At 43.1% G+C, this 17685-nt stretch carries 12 protein-coding genes; 8 read left to right on the top strand and 4 right to left on the bottom strand.

What is annotated here, in order from left to right; genetic code table 11:
- Window positions 1–22 precede the first annotated feature (22 nt).
- From cmoM to Xish_RS01985, 8 genes are all read left to right on the top strand, one after another.
- A complete protein-coding gene (gene cmoM / locus Xish_RS02020) occupies window positions 23–808 on the top strand; it encodes a tRNA uridine 5-oxyacetic acid(34) methyltransferase CmoM (protein WP_099116480.1) in 786 nt (261 codons plus the stop codon).
- Window positions 805–2127, top strand: coding sequence for a chromosome partition protein MukF (gene mukF, locus Xish_RS02015; protein WP_099116479.1), 1323 nt, complete (start codon window positions 805–807; stop codon window positions 2125–2127). Before cmoM ends, mukF begins: the two co-directional genes overlap by 4 nt.
- Window positions 2108–2830, top strand: coding sequence for a chromosome partition protein MukE (mukE, locus tag Xish_RS02010; protein WP_099116478.1), 723 nt, complete (start codon window positions 2108–2110; stop codon window positions 2828–2830). Before mukF ends, mukE begins: the two co-directional genes overlap by 20 nt.
- Window positions 2827–7290: a chromosome partition protein MukB gene (gene mukB, locus Xish_RS02005; protein ID WP_099116477.1), complete on the top strand. Its 4464-nt coding sequence runs from the start codon at window positions 2827–2829 to the stop codon at window positions 7288–7290. Before mukE ends, mukB begins: the two co-directional genes overlap by 4 nt.
- Before the next feature lie 171 nt (window positions 7291–7461).
- Window positions 7462–8175, top strand: coding sequence for an acid phosphatase AphA (gene aphA, locus Xish_RS02000; RefSeq protein WP_099116476.1), 714 nt, complete (start codon window positions 7462–7464; stop codon window positions 8173–8175).
- A gap of 283 nt (window positions 8176–8458) precedes the next feature.
- Window positions 8459–10177, top strand: a complete 1719-nt coding sequence (ldtD, locus tag Xish_RS01995; protein ID WP_099116475.1) for a L,D-transpeptidase — start codon at window positions 8459–8461, stop codon at window positions 10175–10177.
- Between the two features lie 349 nt (window positions 10178–10526).
- On the top strand, window positions 10527–11075 hold the full coding sequence (mepK, locus tag Xish_RS01990; RefSeq protein WP_099116474.1) for a peptidoglycan L,D-endopeptidase MepK: 549 nt from the start codon (window positions 10527–10529) through the stop codon (window positions 11073–11075).
- 45 nt (window positions 11076–11120) lie between these two features.
- Entirely contained in the window at window positions 11121–11753 is a 633-nt protein-coding gene (locus tag Xish_RS01985; RefSeq protein ID WP_099116473.1) for an MBL fold metallo-hydrolase, read from the top strand.
- A gap of 84 nt (window positions 11754–11837) precedes the next feature.
- On the opposite strand, the gene Xish_RS01980 is transcribed toward Xish_RS01985, so the two are convergent.
- The 4 genes from Xish_RS01980 to pncB form a co-directional block, all read right to left on the bottom strand.
- Window positions 11838–13028 carry an amino acid aminotransferase gene (locus tag Xish_RS01980; protein ID WP_099116472.1) on the bottom strand — a complete coding sequence of 397 codons (1191 nt, stop codon included), beginning with the start codon at window positions 13026–13028 and terminating at the stop codon, window positions 11838–11840.
- 243 nt (window positions 13029–13271) lie between these two features.
- Window positions 13272–14399, bottom strand: coding sequence for a porin (locus tag Xish_RS01975; protein ID WP_099116471.1), 1128 nt, complete (start codon window positions 14397–14399; stop codon window positions 13272–13274).
- A gap of 308 nt (window positions 14400–14707) precedes the next feature.
- Window positions 14708–16108, bottom strand: coding sequence for an asparagine--tRNA ligase (gene asnS, locus Xish_RS01970; protein WP_099116470.1), 1401 nt, complete (start codon window positions 16106–16108; stop codon window positions 14708–14710).
- Window positions 16109–16328: 220 nt separating this feature from the next.
- Window positions 16329–17543, bottom strand: coding sequence for a nicotinate phosphoribosyltransferase (gene pncB / locus Xish_RS01965; protein WP_099116469.1), 1215 nt, complete (start codon window positions 17541–17543; stop codon window positions 16329–16331).
- Between the last annotated feature and the right edge of the window lie 142 nt (window positions 17544–17685).

Below are 17685 nucleotides of genomic sequence, written 5' to 3'. Positions count from 1 at the left end.
CTTATAAATGGGGCAGATTTTCATGCGGGATCGCAATTTCGATGATATTGCAGACAAATTTTCGCGTAATATTTACGGCACAACCAAGGGTCAAATCAGGCAGGCCGTCGTCTGGCAGGATATTAACGAATTGCTGAATTATTTGCCTCAACGTCCTTTGCGCATTTTGGATGCAGGAGGCGGTGAAGGGAATATGGCTTGCCAATTAGCTGAATTGGGACATCAGGTCATACTTTGTGATCTCTCAAAAGAGATGATCCAGAGAGCAAAACATAACGCTGGAGAGCGGGATGTTCTCGGACGGATGCAATTTATCCAAAGCTCGGTACAGGAAATTCACCAGCATATTGAACAGCCCGTTGATTTGATTTTATTTCATGCTGTGTTGGAGTGGATCACTGACCAAAAAGAGGCAATAGCAACATTGGAAGAGATAATCACGCCTGGTGGTGCACTTTCATTAATGTTTTATAATGCTAATGGGCTGGTCATGCGTAACGCCATTTTGGGTAATTTTCATTTAGCGACACCTAATATCCAGCGTCGCCGAAAACGTTCTCTATCGCCACAAAATCCATTAATACCGGAACGGGTATATCAATGGCTAACTGAACTTAAGATGGAAATAACAGGTAAAACAGGCGTGAGAGTTTTTCACGATTACCTGCAAAGTCGTCAATTACAAGACACAGATTTTCCGGCGTTGCTTGAACTTGAACAGCGTTATTGCAGACAGGAGCCCTATATCAGCCTGGGGCGTTATATTCATGTGATGGCACGCAAGCCTACCTTAAAGAGCGAATTATGAGTGAATATTCCCAGACGGTTCCTGAACTTGTGTCCTGGGCCAGAAAAAATGATTTTTCAATTTCGTTGCCACCAGAACGCTTGGCTTTTTTGCTGGCTATTGCTGTATTAAACAGTGAACGGCTCGATGGTGAAATGAGTGAAGGGGAGCTGGTGGATGCCTTTCGTGAAGTGTGTAAAGGTTTTGAGCAGACTTCGGAAGCGGTATCTGTCAGGGCGAATAATGCCATTAACGATATGGTTCGCCAAAAGTTACTTAACCGTTTTACCAGTGAACTGGCGGATGGCAATGCCATTTATCGCCTGACTCCGTTGGGAATTGGCATCAGTGATTATTACATTCGCCAGCGTGAATTCTCCACGTTGCGCCTTTCCATGCAGTTATCCATCGTTGCTAACGAATTGCATCGTGCGGCAGAGGCAGCCGAAGAAGGGGGGGATGAATTACATTGGCATCGCAATGTTTTTGCCCCTCTCAAATATTCTGTCGCTGAAATCTTTGACAGCATCGATATGTCCCAGCGCTTAATGGATGAACAGCAAAACAGCGTCAAAACCGACATCGCCGCACTACTCAACCAGGATTGGCAGGCTGCTATCGCTAATTGCGAACAACTGCTGTCTGAAACCTCCGGCACACTGCGGGAACTTCAGGATACATTAGAAGCTGCGGGTGATAAATTGCAGGCTAATCTATTACGCATTCAGGCCGCGAATATGGACAGCGGCGGTTCTGGACAGGTGGATAAACTGGTTTTTGACTTACAAAGCAAATTGGATCGCATTATTAGTTGGGGGCAACAAACCATTGATCTGTGGATTGGTTATGACCGCCACGTCCACAAATTTATCCGAACCGCCATTGATATGGATAAAAACCGCATTTTTGCCCAGCGCCTTCGTCAATCTATTCAACACTATTTTGACAGCCCGTGGGCACTGACCGTCGCTAATGCAGAACGTTTTCTGGATATGCGTGATGAAGAGTTGACTCTGCGCAGTGAAGAGGTAATGGGAGAATTACCGCCAGAAATGGAATACGAAGAGTTTAGTGAAATCAATGAGCAATTAGCTGAAATGATAGAGCAGGCGCTGGCAGTTTACCAACAGGCAAAACTTCCTCTGGATTTGGGGGCTGTACTGCGCGATTACCTTGCCCAGTATCCACATAAGCGCCACTTTGATGTGGCACGTATCTTGGTGGATCAAGCCGTGAGGTTGGGCGTTGCAGAAGCAGATTTCTCTGGTTTACCAGCGGAATGGTTAGCGATTAATGATTACGGAGCCAAGGTGCAGGCACATGTCATCGACACATATTGAACAATTTATGCCAGTGAAACTGGCTCAGGCATTATCCAATACACTTTTCCCTGAATTAGACAGCCAACTGCGAGCTGGACGTCATATCAGTCTGGATGATCTTGATAATCATGCTTTTTTAATGGACTTTCAGGAAGAATTGGAAACGTTTTATGCGCGTTATAACGTCGAGTTAATCCGTGCACCAGAAGGTTTTTTCTACCTGCGTCCCCGTTCGACGACGCTGATCCCGCGATCTGTGTTGTCAGAATTGGATATGATGGTGGGTAAGATCCTGTGCTATCTCTACCTCAGCCCCGAACGTCTGTCCAATCAGGGAATATTTACCTTTCAGGAATTGTACGAAGAATTACTGTCATTGGCTGATGAAAATAAACTAGTGAAATTAGTAAACCAACGTTCGACGGGTTCAGATCTGGACAAACAAAAATTGCAGGAAAAAGCGCGTACTGCCTTAAACCGTTTACGCCGTCTGGGCATGGTTTATTTCCTGCAAAACGACAGCAATAAATTTACGATTACCGAAGCGGTATTTCGCTTCGGTGCAGATGTACGCAGCGGTGATGACCCACGCGAGGCACAATTACGGATGATCCGTGATGGTGAAGCCATGCCAGTAGAAGGGGAAACATCGCAGGAAGATAATGAACATGAAGAAGCATCGGGGCATTCAGCGAAAGGTGCGGAGGATGAGCAGTCATGATTGAACGCGGTAAATTTCGCTCACTGACGTTAATTAATTGGAACGGTTTTTTTGCCAGAACGTTTGATCTTGACGAACTTGTGACAACCTTATCCGGCGGGAATGGTGCAGGTAAATCAACGACAATGGCGGCGTTTGTGACCGCATTGATCCCTGATTTAACATTGCTCCATTTCCGCAATACGACAGAAGCGGGAGCAACTTCGGGTTCACGCGATAAAGGGTTGCACGGTAAGTTGCGGGCAGGTGTTTGTTACTCCACTCTGGATGTTGTTAATTCTCGCCATCAACGCATCATCACCGGTGTCCGTTTACAACAAGTGGCAGGACGTGATCGAAAAGTTGATATTAAACCCTTTATGATTCAGGGTGTTCCTGCGTCGATTCAGCCAACACAGTTATTGACTGAAAATATCAACGAACGTCAGGCGCGGGTTCTGCCATTGAATGAACTAAAGGAACGTCTTGATGAGATGGACGGCGTTCAGTTCAAACAATTTAATTCGATTACAGATTACCACTCCCTGATGTTTGATTTGGGTGTGATCCCAAAACGTTTGCGTTCCGCGAGTGACCGCAGCAAGTTTTATCGCCTGATAGAAGCATCGTTATATGGCGGCATTTCCAGTGCGATTACCCGCTCATTGCGTGATTATTTACTGCCGGAAAACAGTGGCGTCAGAAAAGCATTTCAGGATATGGAAGCCGCATTGCGTGAAAACCGTATTACGCTGGAAGCTATCCGTGTCACCCAATCCGACCGTGATCTTTTCAAACACCTTATTACAGAAGCTACGACCTATGTGTCTGCCGACTATATGCGCCACGCTAACGAACGCCGCGTTCATCTGGATGAGGCATTGGCTTTGCGCAGTGAATTATTTGGCAGCCGCCGCCAATTGGTCACTGAACAATATCGCCATGTTGAAATGGCGAGGGAATTGGCAGAACAGAGCGGTGCCTCTTCTGATTTAGAAATGGATTATCAGGCTGCCAGTGATCACCTGAATCTGGTGCAAACGGCGATGCGTCAGCAGGAAAAAATTGATCGCTATCAATCTGATATTGAAGAACTGACTTATCGGCTGGAAGAACAGAGCGAAGTTGTCGAAGAAGCGAAAGATCTGCAGGCAGAGTATGAAGCCACATCTGAAGCAGCGGAACAAGAAGTTGATGAACTGAAAAGCCAGCTTGCTGACTATCAACAAGCGTTGGATGTTCAGCAGACTCGCGCTATTCAGTACCAACAAGCACTGCAAGCATTAGAGCGTGCCCGTGAGCTTTGTCAGCTTCCGGATCTATCAATAGAAAACGCTGACGAGTGGCAGGAAACCTATCAGGCCAAAGCACAGCAGGCAACGGAAACTTTGCTGACACTGGAGCAGAAGTTGAGTGTGGCTGATGCGGCTCATAGTCAATTTGAGCAGGCTTATCAACTGATAAAAAATATCGTTGGTGAAGTGAGTCGTAGTGAAGCGTGGCAAGCCGCTCGTGAAGCGTTGCGTGAATGGTCATCCCAGCGTCATCTGGCTGAACGAGTCCAACCCTTGCGTATCCAGTTGTCCGAGTTGGAGCAACGTCTGAATAGCCAGCAAAATGCAGAACGTTTGCTGGAAGAGTTTTGTAAGCGTCATAACCAGCAATATCAAGCAGAAGACTTAGAGGCGTTACAAGGTGAACTGGAAGCTCAGTTAGAAGAATTGAGCCTGGGTGCCAATGAAAGCGGTGAACGTCGCATCCAAATACGCCAGGAATTTGAACAGCTCAAGCAAAAAATTCAGGGACTGACCGCACGGGCACCAGTGTGGTTGGCGGCACAGGAGGCCTTGAACCAGCTTAGCGAACAATGCAATGAAACATTCGAAAATAGTCACGATGTGACTGAATATATGCAGCAATTACTTGAGCAAGAGCGCGAAATTACGGTCGAGCGTGATGATATTGCTGCACAGAAACGTGAGCTGGAAAAGCAGATTGAACGTCTGAACCAACCAAGTGGCGCCGAAGATAGCCGATTGCTTGCATTGGCAGAACGTTTTGGCGGTGTTTTACTGTCTGAAATTTATGACGACATTACCATTGATGACGCACCTTATTTCTCCGCACTGTATGGTCCTGCGCGTCACGCCATTGTTGTACCTGATCTCTCGCTGGTTCGTCCGCATCTGGAAACACTGGAAGATTGCCCGGAAGATCTCTATTTGATTGAAGGAGATCCACAGTCTTTTGACGACAGCGTATTCCATTTTGAGGAGCAGGAAAACGCAGTTCTGGTGAAATCATCCGATCGTCAATGGCGTTATTCCCGTTATCCTGTAGTTCCGTTATTTGGACGGGCAGCAAGAGAAAGTCGTCTGGAAGCACTCACTCTTGAACGTGATACGCTGGCAGAGCGCTACGCGACACTTTCATTTGATGTTCAGAAAGTTCAGCGTGCACATCAGGCTTTCAGTCGTTTTGTGGGTAAACATCTTTCTGTTGTATTTGATGATGATCCAGAAGCGGAAATTCGTCGCTTGAGTCAGCGTCGTACTGAACTGGAGCGTGAGTTATCGCAATTTGAAACTCAGGCTCAGCAGCATCAGCAGAAACTTGTTCAGATAAAAGAGAGCCTGTCACTATTGAATCGTCTGATTCCACAAATGACTATCTTGTTGGATGAAACCCTGCTTGATCGCGTGGAAACAGTGCGTGAAGAAATGAGTGAAGCTCAGGAGGCTGCACGTTTTCTACAACAACACAGTAATGCTCTGGTTAAACTTGAGCCACTGGTTTCTGTCTTACAGAGTGATCCACAGCAACATGAGCAGTTGCAAAAGGATTATGAGGTCGCGAAATACAGCCAGCATCAGGCTAAACAACAAGCCTTTGCCTTGACAGAAGTTGTGCAACGCCGCGCGCATTTCAGCTATAGTGACTCTGCCGGTATGCTCAGTGAAAATACCGACCTGAATGACAAACTACGTCAACGCCTTCAACACGCAGAATCTGATCGTAGCCGTGCGCGTGAAAAATTGCGCCAGCAACAAGCACAATATGCGCAGTTCAACCAAGTATTGGCATCATTGAAGAGTTCTTATGACACTAAGCAAGATATGTTGAAAGAACTTGAGCAGGAGATGAAAGATATCGGTGTACAGGCGGATGCTAACGCCGAAAGCCGTGCGCGTGAACGTCGTGATCAGCTCCATGCCGCTGTGAATGCTAACCGTTCCCGTATTAACCAACTTGAGAAACAGATTGCGTTCTGTGAGGCAGAAATGGAAAACCTCCAGAAGAAACTGCGTAAATCTGAACGTGATTATTACCAGAAACGTGAACAAGTTGTCTCTTCTAAGGCGGGCTGGTGTGCAGTCATGCGTATGGTAAAAGACAATGGTGTTGAACGTCGTTTACATCGTCGCGAACTGGCCTATATGGAGGGTGATGATTTGCGCTCAATGTCGGATAAGGCACTGGGAGCATTGCGTCTGGCTGTAGCCGATAATGAACACCTGCGTGATGCGTTGCGTTTGTCCGAAGATCCAAAACGCCCTGAACGTAAGATCCAATTTTTTGTGGCGGTTTATCAACATCTGCGTGAACGTATTCGGCAAGATATTATCCGTACGGCTGATCCGGTTGATGCCATTGAACAGATGGAAATTGAGTTGGCGCGTTTGACGGAAGAATTAACTGCCCGTGAGCAGAAACTGGCTATTAGTTCCAAAAGTGTGGCGAATATCATTCGAAAGACCATTCAACGTGAACAGAACCGTATTCGTATGTTGAATCAGGGGTTGCAGGCGGTTTCTTTTGGACAGGTTGGTGGTGTGCGCCTGAATGTGAATGTGCGTGAAAGTCATTCCCTCTTGTTGGATGTGCTTTCTGAGCAGCAGGAACAACATCAGGATCTGTTCAACAGCCAGCGCCTGACTTTCTCAGAAGCGATGGCGAAGCTTTATCAGCGTTTGAATCCACAAGTCGATATGGGGCAGCGTTTACCACAAACCATTGGTGAAGAATTGCTGGATTACCGTAATTACCTTGAGCTGGAAGTTGAAGTTAACCGAGGTTCAGATGGTTGGCTAAAAGCGGAAAGTGGCGCCTTGTCTACGGGGGAAGCGATTGGTACGGGGATGTCTATTCTGGTTATGGTCGTACAGAGTTGGGAGGAGGAATCACGTCGTCTGCGTGGTAAAGATATTTCACCATGTCGATTGCTGTTCCTTGATGAAGCTGCCCGATTAGATGCGAAATCCATTGCAACGTTATTTGAGCTATGTGAACGCTTACATATGCAGTTAATTATTGCTGCGCCGGAAAATATCAGCCCAGAAAAAGGGACAACTTATAAACTGGTACGTAAGATTTTCAATAACCAGGAACATGTACATGTTGTTGGGTTACGTGGTTTTGGGCAAGATATTCCGGTAACTGAGCAGTCACAAACACAGGCACAGCCTATATTGCAAGAATAACTTCATCAGTGAATGATACTTCTTCTAAGAAAGGGGGCATATTATGCCCCTTTCTTAATTGAGGGAAAATCCATTCGGATATTCGTCTCCTTGTGCGATATGTCTCGTTTTGATGTGATGAGAAAGTTTACTATTTCACACCGTTACTACTAATGTAAAAAAGGAATAACGATGCGTAAAATTACCCTGGCATTCAGTGCGATTGTGCTTGCTTTTGGTTTAAATAGCATGGCACAAGCAAAAATGTTTATGCCTGAGCAAGTTGATTCAGGCGTTTCTGCGGCAGATTTGTCCCAACGTCATGCAGTGCATTGGGTATCCGTAGAGCAGATTAAGCGGAGTCTGCAAAACCAACCCGCAATGGCAGTGGGGTTTGATATTGATGATACCGTACTGTTTTCAAGTCCAGGTTTTTATCGTGGTAAATTGGAATATTCGCCTAATGGCAATAGTTATCTGAAAAACGCAGCATTTTGGGAAAAAATGAATAATGAATGGGATAAATTCAGTATGCCAAAAAAGATCGGCATTGAATTGGTTCAGATGCATTTGAAGCGAGGCGATGATATTTATTTCATTACTGGCCGTACAAAAACGAAGACGGAAGCTGTGACTAAATATTTGCAGGAATACTTGCACATACCTACTGATAAAATGAATGCCGTTATTTTTGCAGGCGATGAACCAGGTAAAAATAATAAAATCAGTTGGATGAAAGATCATAATCTGAAAATTTATTATGGTGATGCAGATGCTGATATTGCCGCAGCTCGTGCATTGAATATCCGTGGTATTCGTATCTTGAGAGCATCAAATTCTTCTTATCAGCCTTTGCCTAAAGCGGGTCGGTTTGGAGAAGAGGTGGTCATTAATTCTGAGTATTAATCTTAAAATTCAATACAAAATTTAGCACAATATACTTTGATTAAAGGCACTAGACGTGCCTTTTCTTTTTTTAAATCATTATAATTTAAATTATTATGATGAAAAATTTATTTTCCTTGGGTTTTATTTTATCTGGTGAGATTAAATTTGCTTAGATAAGCATCCTATCTAAAGCAGTAATTATGTATATAATTACTAGTATTCTTTCTGATAAAATAGGGCTGCGGATAATTATAATAAGTCATTGGATAGCTGCACACATAATAAAGTGAGGTGAGCTCTTATGGTGAAGAACACAGTCAGATTACTGAAAGTTTCTTTTATCTGTAGTACGTTAGCGGTATCAGAGGGAGTTTTTGCAAATCAACAAAATGGACTGTCGTTGAGTGGTATGCAACAATTACCAGAAGAACAAAAAAAAGCAGCTTCTATTATTTTATCTGATAAGGAAGCTCCTATTTCTCCAGTATTTTCTATTGATAAAAGCCGAAAGCAGTTACAAATTTGGTTGCCACAACAAATAAAACCGATATTCCTTGAGCAATTGGCAAATTTATATGTTAACAATAAAATGCAACCATTATGGTCAGATAAAAAAGCTATTAATCAGTTCGAGGATCAATTGGTTGAAATTTCTCTGGCTGGTTTTCAACCTCAATTTGAAAAATGGCTGATACAACTTCATAACCCTGAATTAAGTGAAATGGGGCGTGATGTTATCTTATCTGATGCTATGTTAGGTTATCTCCATTTTATTAATAATATTGATAAAAAAGGGAGTGCATGGTTATACAGTAAATCTCCTTATAAAATTGAATCACCCTCAACTCATTTAATTCATACATGGCAACAACATATTAATAATAATAGTACTTTTTCTTATATTACGAGCCTATCACCGAATCATCCTATGTATGAAAATATGCGTAAGGAGATGCTGGAACAATTGGCTGATCAACGGCCATGGACTGAGTTTTCATTGCAAGGAACTCTAAGACCTGGACAAAGTAGTGAGAGTGTTATTGCATTGAGAAAAATATTATCTCGTTTAAGGATATTGGATTTATCTGTTACCAAATCCGATAATAGGGTTTATGGTAAAGAATTAACAGAGGCTGTAAAACGTTTTCAAGCCTTACATGGCTTATCAGCCGATGGAGTTATCGGCAAATCTACTAAAGTATGGTTAAATACAACACCACAAACCCGTGCTCGTGTTATGGCATTGAATATTCAACGACTACGGATTATCCCTGGAAATATTCCTACAAGTATTTTAGTTAATATTCCTAATTACTCACTTTCCTATTATTTAGATGGTAAAGAGGTATTGAGTTCTAAAGTGGTCGTTGGACGGCCAAGCCGAAAAACACCTATCATGAGTAGTGAATTAAATAATGTGGTAATCAATCCTCCGTGGAATGTACCAACCAGCATGACTCGAAAAGATATTGCACCCAGAGCGATGCGTGACTCTGGTTATTTTCGCACGCGTGGGTATACGGTTTTTTCCAGTTGGAGCAATGATGCTAAGGTTATCGATCCTTCTTCGATTAACTGGAGTGTAATAACACCGAATAATTTTCCCTATCGTATTAGGCAAGCACCTGGCCCCACTAATTCATTGGGACGTTTTAAATTCAATATGCCAAATTCAGAAGCTATTTATTTACATGACACACCTAATCAGGCCTCTTTCAGCCGAGAAATGCGGGCTGTTAGTTCTGGTTGCGTACGTGTCAATAAGGCTCCTGAATTGGCTAATATGCTGTTGGGAAAAGCAGGTTGGGATAAAACTAAAGTCAATAGTTCATTGAAAACATGGTCAACAAAATATGTTAATATTCCCCAAAAAATCCCTGTTTTTCTTTATTACCAAACAGCGTGGGTTGATGAAGAAGGAAATCCGCAATACCGAGACGATATCTATGATTATGATAAGAATGCAAGACAGCATTCAGAGTCCCTTTCCAAGATCTTGGTAGCCAGAAATGACTTATAACTTCTTCCGTTACTAATAAGACTTAAAGAAATAAGTCTGGTGTTGATATATATGTTATAAACGGAGGTGAAAGTATCATTTTCATCTTCGTTATTTTTTATTACTTAATTATTTTAAACGTATTTTTTATCATGGTTTGTTTTTAGTGTGCTGTTTTATTCTTGATCTGCAATTTTAATATTATTTTAATTATGTTATATAGATCACAATAATAGGGCGATGAATTTACAGTAACATACAAAACCATTGAAACTATCTTTTATTTTTTGATGTCTTATTGTTCGATGAAGTTTCATTATTAATGAATTTATATAGTTAATATATTAAAGAATGGCAGGGCATATTACACATGAATAACATTGATTACGATCGCCGAAAATGGCTTGGTATAAGTCTGACTGCATTGGGTTTAAGTTTGTTACCTCAATCGGCTTTGGCAGCGTTGACAACACCTCGTCCGCGAATTTTACGTTTTGATAACCTGCATACCGGAGAAACACTCAAAGCAGAATTTTTTGATGGTCACCGGTATAATAAGTCGGAATTATCCCGACTGAATTATTTATTCCGTGATTTTCGTCAAAATGAGGTTAAAACCATTGACCCGAAATTATTTGATCAAATTTATTTATTACAAATGATGATGGGAATAAATAAGCCTGTCCAATTAATTTCTGGTTATCGTTCTCTGGTGACAAATAATAAGTTGCGCCATGTCAGTGGTGGGGTGGCAAAACATAGTTACCATACCCGTGGGCAAGCAATGGATTTTCACATTGATGGTGTTCAGCTCGCACATATTCGTAAGGCGGCATTAAAAATGCGGGCAGGGGGGGTGGGGTTTTATCCAAAAAGTAATTTTATTCATATTGATACAGGCCCAGTCAGGACGTGGTAATCTTATTACCAACAATGAGTCTTGATTGTGGAGTGAAACAAAATAATGAAATACCACATTATCCCCGTTACGATGGCGATGCAAAATTGCACATTGATTTGGTGTGAGGAAACTCAGGAAGCGGCGATTGTTGATCCAGGTGGTAATGCCGAACAACTTATCGCTGAGATAGAGCGCCGCGGGTTGAAGCTCAGCCAAATTTTGCTGACACATGGTCACTATGATCATGTAGGTGCTACTGTTGAAGTTGCGAAGCATTTTGATGTGCCTGTTTACGGGCCACATAAGGGAGATGCATTTTGGATAGAAGGTTTGGAAATTCAATGCCAAATGTTTGGTGTTGAACCATGTCCCTCTTTTACGCCAGATCGTTGGTTGGATGAGGGGGATACACTGAAAATTGGCAGTATTGAGCTATCTGTTTTACATTGTCCGGGACATACACCAGGGCATATTATCCTGACTAACCACACCGATAAAATCATTTCAATGGGAGATGTGTTGTTTAAGGGTAGTATTGGTCGCACTGATTTTCCGGGCGGAAATTATGATGTATTGATTCAATCTATTAAGGAAAAGGTATTGCCATTGGGGGACGAATATCAATTCATCCCTGGTCATGGTCCAATGTCAACATTAGGACATGAGCGGAAAACTAATCCGTTCTTACAAGATTAATTGCAAACGTAAAGATAGTGTGAAGAAGATAAAAGCCGCTTTGTCAGCGGCTTTTGAGAAAAGAGGTTAGGTATTCAGATGAGACTAGAGTACTGCAACGATAGCTTCACACAAAGGAACCATATTCTCCAATGTCAGACCTGCTACGTTGATACGGCCAGAGCTAACCGCGTAAATACCATACTCTTCACGCAGGAGATCGACTTGTTCTTTAGTCAATCCGCTGAATGAGAACATACCATTTTGAGCGCTAATAAAACTAAAGTCTTGTTTCGCACCTTTTTCTTGTAAGGTGTTTACAAATAGTTGGCGCATACGCTGAATGCGTTCGCGCATGGTTGCCAATTCCTGAACCCACTCAGCTTTCAGTTCATCATTGGACAAAATGGTGGTAACAACGGAAGCACCGTGTGCCGGTGGGTTGGAGTAGTTGGTACGCACAATAGATTTTGCCTGGCTGAATGCTTTTTCTGCGGTATCGCTGTCCGTTGCAACGATAGTGCAAGCACCAACACGTTCATTGTACAAACCAAAGTTTTTGGAATAAGAGCTGGCAACGATTAACTCATTGTGGTTTCTGGTAAAGATACGCAGACCTTCGGCATCTTCATCCAATCCTTTGGCAAAACCTTGGTAAGCAAAGTCGAATACGGGCAACCAGCCATTTGCAGCAGATAAATCTGCCAGTTTCTGCCACTGTTCAGCAGTTGGATCGATACCCGTCGGGTTATGGCAGCAACCATGCAGCAGGACAACATCACCTGCTTTTGCTTCAGACAAACTTGCAAGCATGCCATCGAAATCCAAGGCATGATTTTCTGCATCATAATAGTTGTATTCACGGATTTCTAAACCCGCGCTGGAGAAAACGCCTTTGTGGTTTGGCCAGGTTGGATTGCTGATCCAAACACGTGTTGCATTGGTCTGTTTAGCGATAAAGTCAGCCGCAATACGTAATGCGCCGGTTCCACCTGGGCTTTGTACAGTACGGGCGCGTTTGTCAGTGACGATAGGGCTGGTTTTACCGAAAAGCAGTTCCTGAGTAACATGGCCAAATTCAGGTAATCCACTAATTGCCAGGTAATTTTTGGTGGTTTCGTTTTCCAGCAGGAACTTCTCTGCTTTTTTAACGGTAGTCAGAACAGGAGTTTTACCTGTTTCATCTTTGTAGACTCCGATACCCAAGTTAATTTTATTTTCACGGGGATCTGCTTTAAAGCTATCCGCTAAACCAAGAATCGGGTCGGCAGGCGCTGCTGTGATTTTTTCAAACATTTTTTTGATTCCAAGACTCGGAGAGTTAAGCCCAAAATAAGTTATACGCCGCTCAGGGTAACCTTAAGGAATCCATTTGCCAACCACTTGTAGCAAAAAGAATAAAATCTTGTGAAGTAGTTTACGGAGTGAAAAAAAGAGCCTGAAAAAACAAAGAAGTAAAACGTAAAAAGCAGCGCCGGAGCGCTGCTTTTTCTGAGATAAATGTGTTTAACTTTTCGTTAAACAGTTTATCAGCAGTAATTAGAACTGATAAGTCAGGCCAACACCGAATACGTTGCGAGCGTTTGCATCGCCCCCTTCGTTTTTGTCCAACAGGTTGATTTTGTAATCAACATAGGTAGACAGGTTTTTGTTAAAGTAGTAGTAAGTACCTACAGAAACATATTTAACCAGATCAGCGCTGTAGCGTTTCTCACCTTCACCCAGTTCTTTACCTTTAGATTGAACGTAAGCCAGAGATGGTTTCAGGCCAAAATCAGAGAACAGGTATTGTGCAACCACTTCAAAGTTCTGAGTTTTGTTAGCGATACCTTCCACTTTCTTACCATCAAACAATGCTGAACCTGGGGTCATATTACGGGTTTCGCCGTACATTGCTGCCAGGTATACGTTGTCAGCATCGTATTTAGCACCGATGTTCCATGCTTCAGCACGTTCGCCTTTAGCATATCCATCATTCCACTGACCATTTGCACGAGTAGAATTAGCGTAAGAAGCACCAACAGTGATACCGTAACCTACTTTATAAGTAGTTGCCAGACCGTAGCCATCGCCATTTGCTGTGCCATTTGCTGTGCCATTTTCTGTAGCGCCAGTACGGCCATTCTTAGTACGCTGACTGTTTTGGCCTTGGTATTGCAGGGCAAAGTTCAGACCGTCAACCAGACCGAAGAAATCAGTGTTGCGGTAAGTCAACAGGCCAGTAGCACGGCCAGTCATGTAGTTATCAGTTTTAGACATGGAATCGCCACCGAAGATTGGCAGTACGTCAGTCCATGCGTTGATGTCATAGTTTACGCCGTAGTTACGACCGTAATCCAGTGAACCGTAGTCAGCAAATTTCAAACCAGCGAAAGCCAGACGAGTAGCAGTTTCTTGTTCGCCTTCTTCAGTGTGAGCTTTCAGATTGTATTCCCAACGACCAAAACCAGTCAGTTGATCATTGATCTGAGTTTCGCCTTTGATGCCGATACGTGCATAAGAAGCATCACCGTCTTCACCGCTTCTTTTATCAGCGATTTGGTGACGAACGTCTACTTTACCGTACAGATCCAGTTTATTGCCATCTTTGTTAAAAATTTCAGCCGCGTTTGCTGTACCAGCAGCCAACAGAGCTGGAATTACCACTGCAAGAATATTGCGTTTCATTATTATTACCCTCATTGGTGTTATCTAGACACCTGCCACTGCCAGAAATAGAACACTAAAAAATTTTGGAACTATTTGTGGGTATCGAGTGTCTTATTAGTCGGCGACCAGTTTTCCATTGGTAATGAATTTTATCTACCCTCAAAATGCTACAAAAGCGCAAAATCAGTAACAAAGTGAAAATAGGTATTTCAAAATGTAAATATCAGGGAACTTTTTTCGTGTGCTTTTCGCTATAAAATAAAAAAAGCCAACTTTCGTTGGCTTTTCCGGGGATTGGTTTTTAGCTTATTTATTGATCTGATTCATTAGAAACTTGCGTTTCTTGGTGTCCGTGGGAATGGAATAACGTCACGAACGTTGGATACGCCAGTAACATAAGCGACCAAGCGTTCGAAACCCAAACCGAAACCGGCATGAGGGACAGTGCCGTAACGACGCAGATCACGATACCACCAGTAATCTTCTTTATTCAGTCCCATTTCTTCCATACGCTGATCCAGCATATCCAGACGTTCCTCACGCTGGGAACCACCGATAATTTCACCGATTCCTGGAGCCAATACATCCATTGCTGCAACGGTTTTGCCATCTTCGTTCATGCGCATATAGAAGGCTTTGATGTCTTTTGGATAGTTTTTCATGATCACTGGCGCTTTAAAATGTTTCTCTGCTAGATAACGCTCATGCTCCGATGACAAATCTACACCCCAGAAAACAGGGTTTTCGAATTTCTGGCCACAATTTTCCAGAATTTCTATTGCATCGGTGTAATCCAACTGAACGAAATCTGAATCAACAAATTTTTCCAGGCGAGTAATAACTTCACTATCAACACGTTCTGCAAAGAACGCCAGATCGTCAGCACGCTCTTCTAAGGCAGCCTTGAAAACATATTTCAGCATTTCTTCAGAAAGCTTGGCGATATCATTCAAATCAGCGAAAGCCACTTCCGGTTCAACCATCCAAAATTCTGCCAAGTGACGGCTGGTATTGGAGTTTTCTGCACGGAAAGTTGGCCCGAAGGTATAGATTTTGCTCAATGCACAAGCATAGGCCTCGCCGTTTAACTGACCGGATACAGTAAGGAAAGCTTCACGGCCGAAGAAGTCCTGGCTGAAATCAACTTCGCCCTTATCTGTACGTGGCAAGTTTTGCAAATCCAAAGTGGAAACACGAAACATTTCGCCAGCACCTTCTGTATCTGATGCGGTAATCAGCGGAGAGGATACCCAGAAGAAGCCTTTTTCATGGAAGAAACGATGCAGGGCTTGAGCCAGTGTATGGCGAACACGGGCAACTGCACCGATCAAATTGGTACGTGGGCGAAGATGAGCCACTTCACGCAGGTATTCAATACTGTGGCGTTTAGCAGCCATTGGGTAAGTATCAGGATCATCAACCATGCCAACAACAACGACTTTAGTGGCCTGCAATTCAAAATCCTGCCCCTTACCTTGCGATTCCACCACTATACCGGTGATTTCGACAGAACAGCCCGTGGTTAAATGTAATATTTCATCCTGATAATTAGGTAAACTATTATTAACGACGGCCTGTAATGGATTAAAGCAGGAACCGTCATAGACGGCGAGGAACGAGATACCAGCTTTAGAATCTCTCCTTGTACGTATCCAACCGCGAACGGTGACTTCGTTGCCAACCGGAACCCGGCCTTGCAGTACATCGACTACAGGCGCTACGCTCATAAATTTCTCTCTTTTTTATATAGTGGATTAATAACTAGATAGATTTACCAAATACTCCTGAATTCAGGAGCAGATCGTCTATCTTACTTGTCATCTCTCAGGAAACAAGAGGAAATTGCGGGTCTTAATGAGGAAACAGGGGGAAAAGTTGTGTTTTTATTTGCGTAACCAACATGAAGCCGGTTACGCAAAAGATAATTAGCCAGTTATGCTGTTTTTTCTATACCGCTTTCTCTATATAAGGAATGTCGAATGCCCGACGCAACCTATTAACAAACTCATCATCTTCACAGATGGTTTTTCCGGGGCTATCCGAAAGTTTTGCCACGGGTTTGCCATTGCATTCGACAAGTTTGATAACAATGTTCAGGGGTTTTATGCCCGGAATATTACAGGTCAGTCGTGTACCAATGCCGAAAACAACATTAATTCTCTTGTGAAAATGGTGATACAGTGCCAGTGCTTTTTGCAGATCTAAACTGTCAGAGAACACCAATGTTTTCGTCATTGGATCGATATCCAGTGATTGATAATGAGCTATCGCTTTTTCACCCCATTCAATAGGATCACCTGAGTCATGGCGCAGACCCTGGTAAGCTGTTGCTAATGGTTTGTCAAAATCTCGCAGAAAAGCATCCATCGTGATGCAGTCAGTCAGGGCAATACCTAACTGGTTTGGATATTCATTCAGCCAAGTTTGCAACGCAGCCCTCTGACTATTGGCCAGTTCCGGACTAATTTGTTGGTGAGCCTGAAACCATTCATGGGCTTGTGTGCCAAGAGGGGGGAGATCAAGCTGTTCTGCCAGTTGATAATTACTGGTTCCAATAAAATAAGGGAAGCTATTTTTCAGCTCATTGATAATGGCATATTGCACGGCGTGTGAAAAACGACGGCGTGTACCAAAATCCATTAATTTAAAACCGGATAGATCGATATTTTTTTCCGCGGCGTCTTTGTAAAACAGTTCAATCAGTTTTCTCAACTGAATAACGGCGCTTTCAGGTGTTATTTCAGGTGAGTGATGACGATGAACCAATTCGCTGATCAGGGCAAGCAAGGGCACTTCCCACAAGATAACTTCGTGCCATAAACCGGAAATACGGATGGCTAATTGCCCTTCATGGGTAACAGAAACTTCAACTTGTTTAGGGTTAAAGCGAAATGTTTTGCACCAGTTCAGGTAATCCTCTTTAAAGAACGGGAGGCGAGAAAGATAATCAACTTCGCGTTCTGTCAATGCTAAGTCTGCCATCATGTCAATTTGATGACGTAATGGCTCGGCGTATTCTCCGAGCAGTTCATCACCACGACAACGAAATTCTGCAACAACAGGAATATTGTTGTAATGGTGGTACACTGCTTGCTGCATATGAAACTTATAGGCATCAGTATCAAGCAGCGATTTGATAATCGGGGTAGCGTCTAAAGTCATGGCGCGTCAGGCATCCTCGCGGAGCATATTCGTGTCAGCTAAATCGATAAAGTCGGGAGAGTATACCGTGATTATTGGGTTATTGAAGCTATATAGCTGCATATACTTTCCTGAATCTAAAGATTAAGGTTAATCCATTTAT

The organism is Xenorhabdus ishibashii, from assembly GCF_002632755.1.
Taxonomy (GTDB): Bacteria; Pseudomonadota; Gammaproteobacteria; order Enterobacterales; family Enterobacteriaceae; genus Xenorhabdus; species Xenorhabdus ishibashii.
The sequence above is the reverse complement of the archived record's forward strand: the minus strand, read 5'-3'. Positions and strand labels throughout refer to the sequence as shown.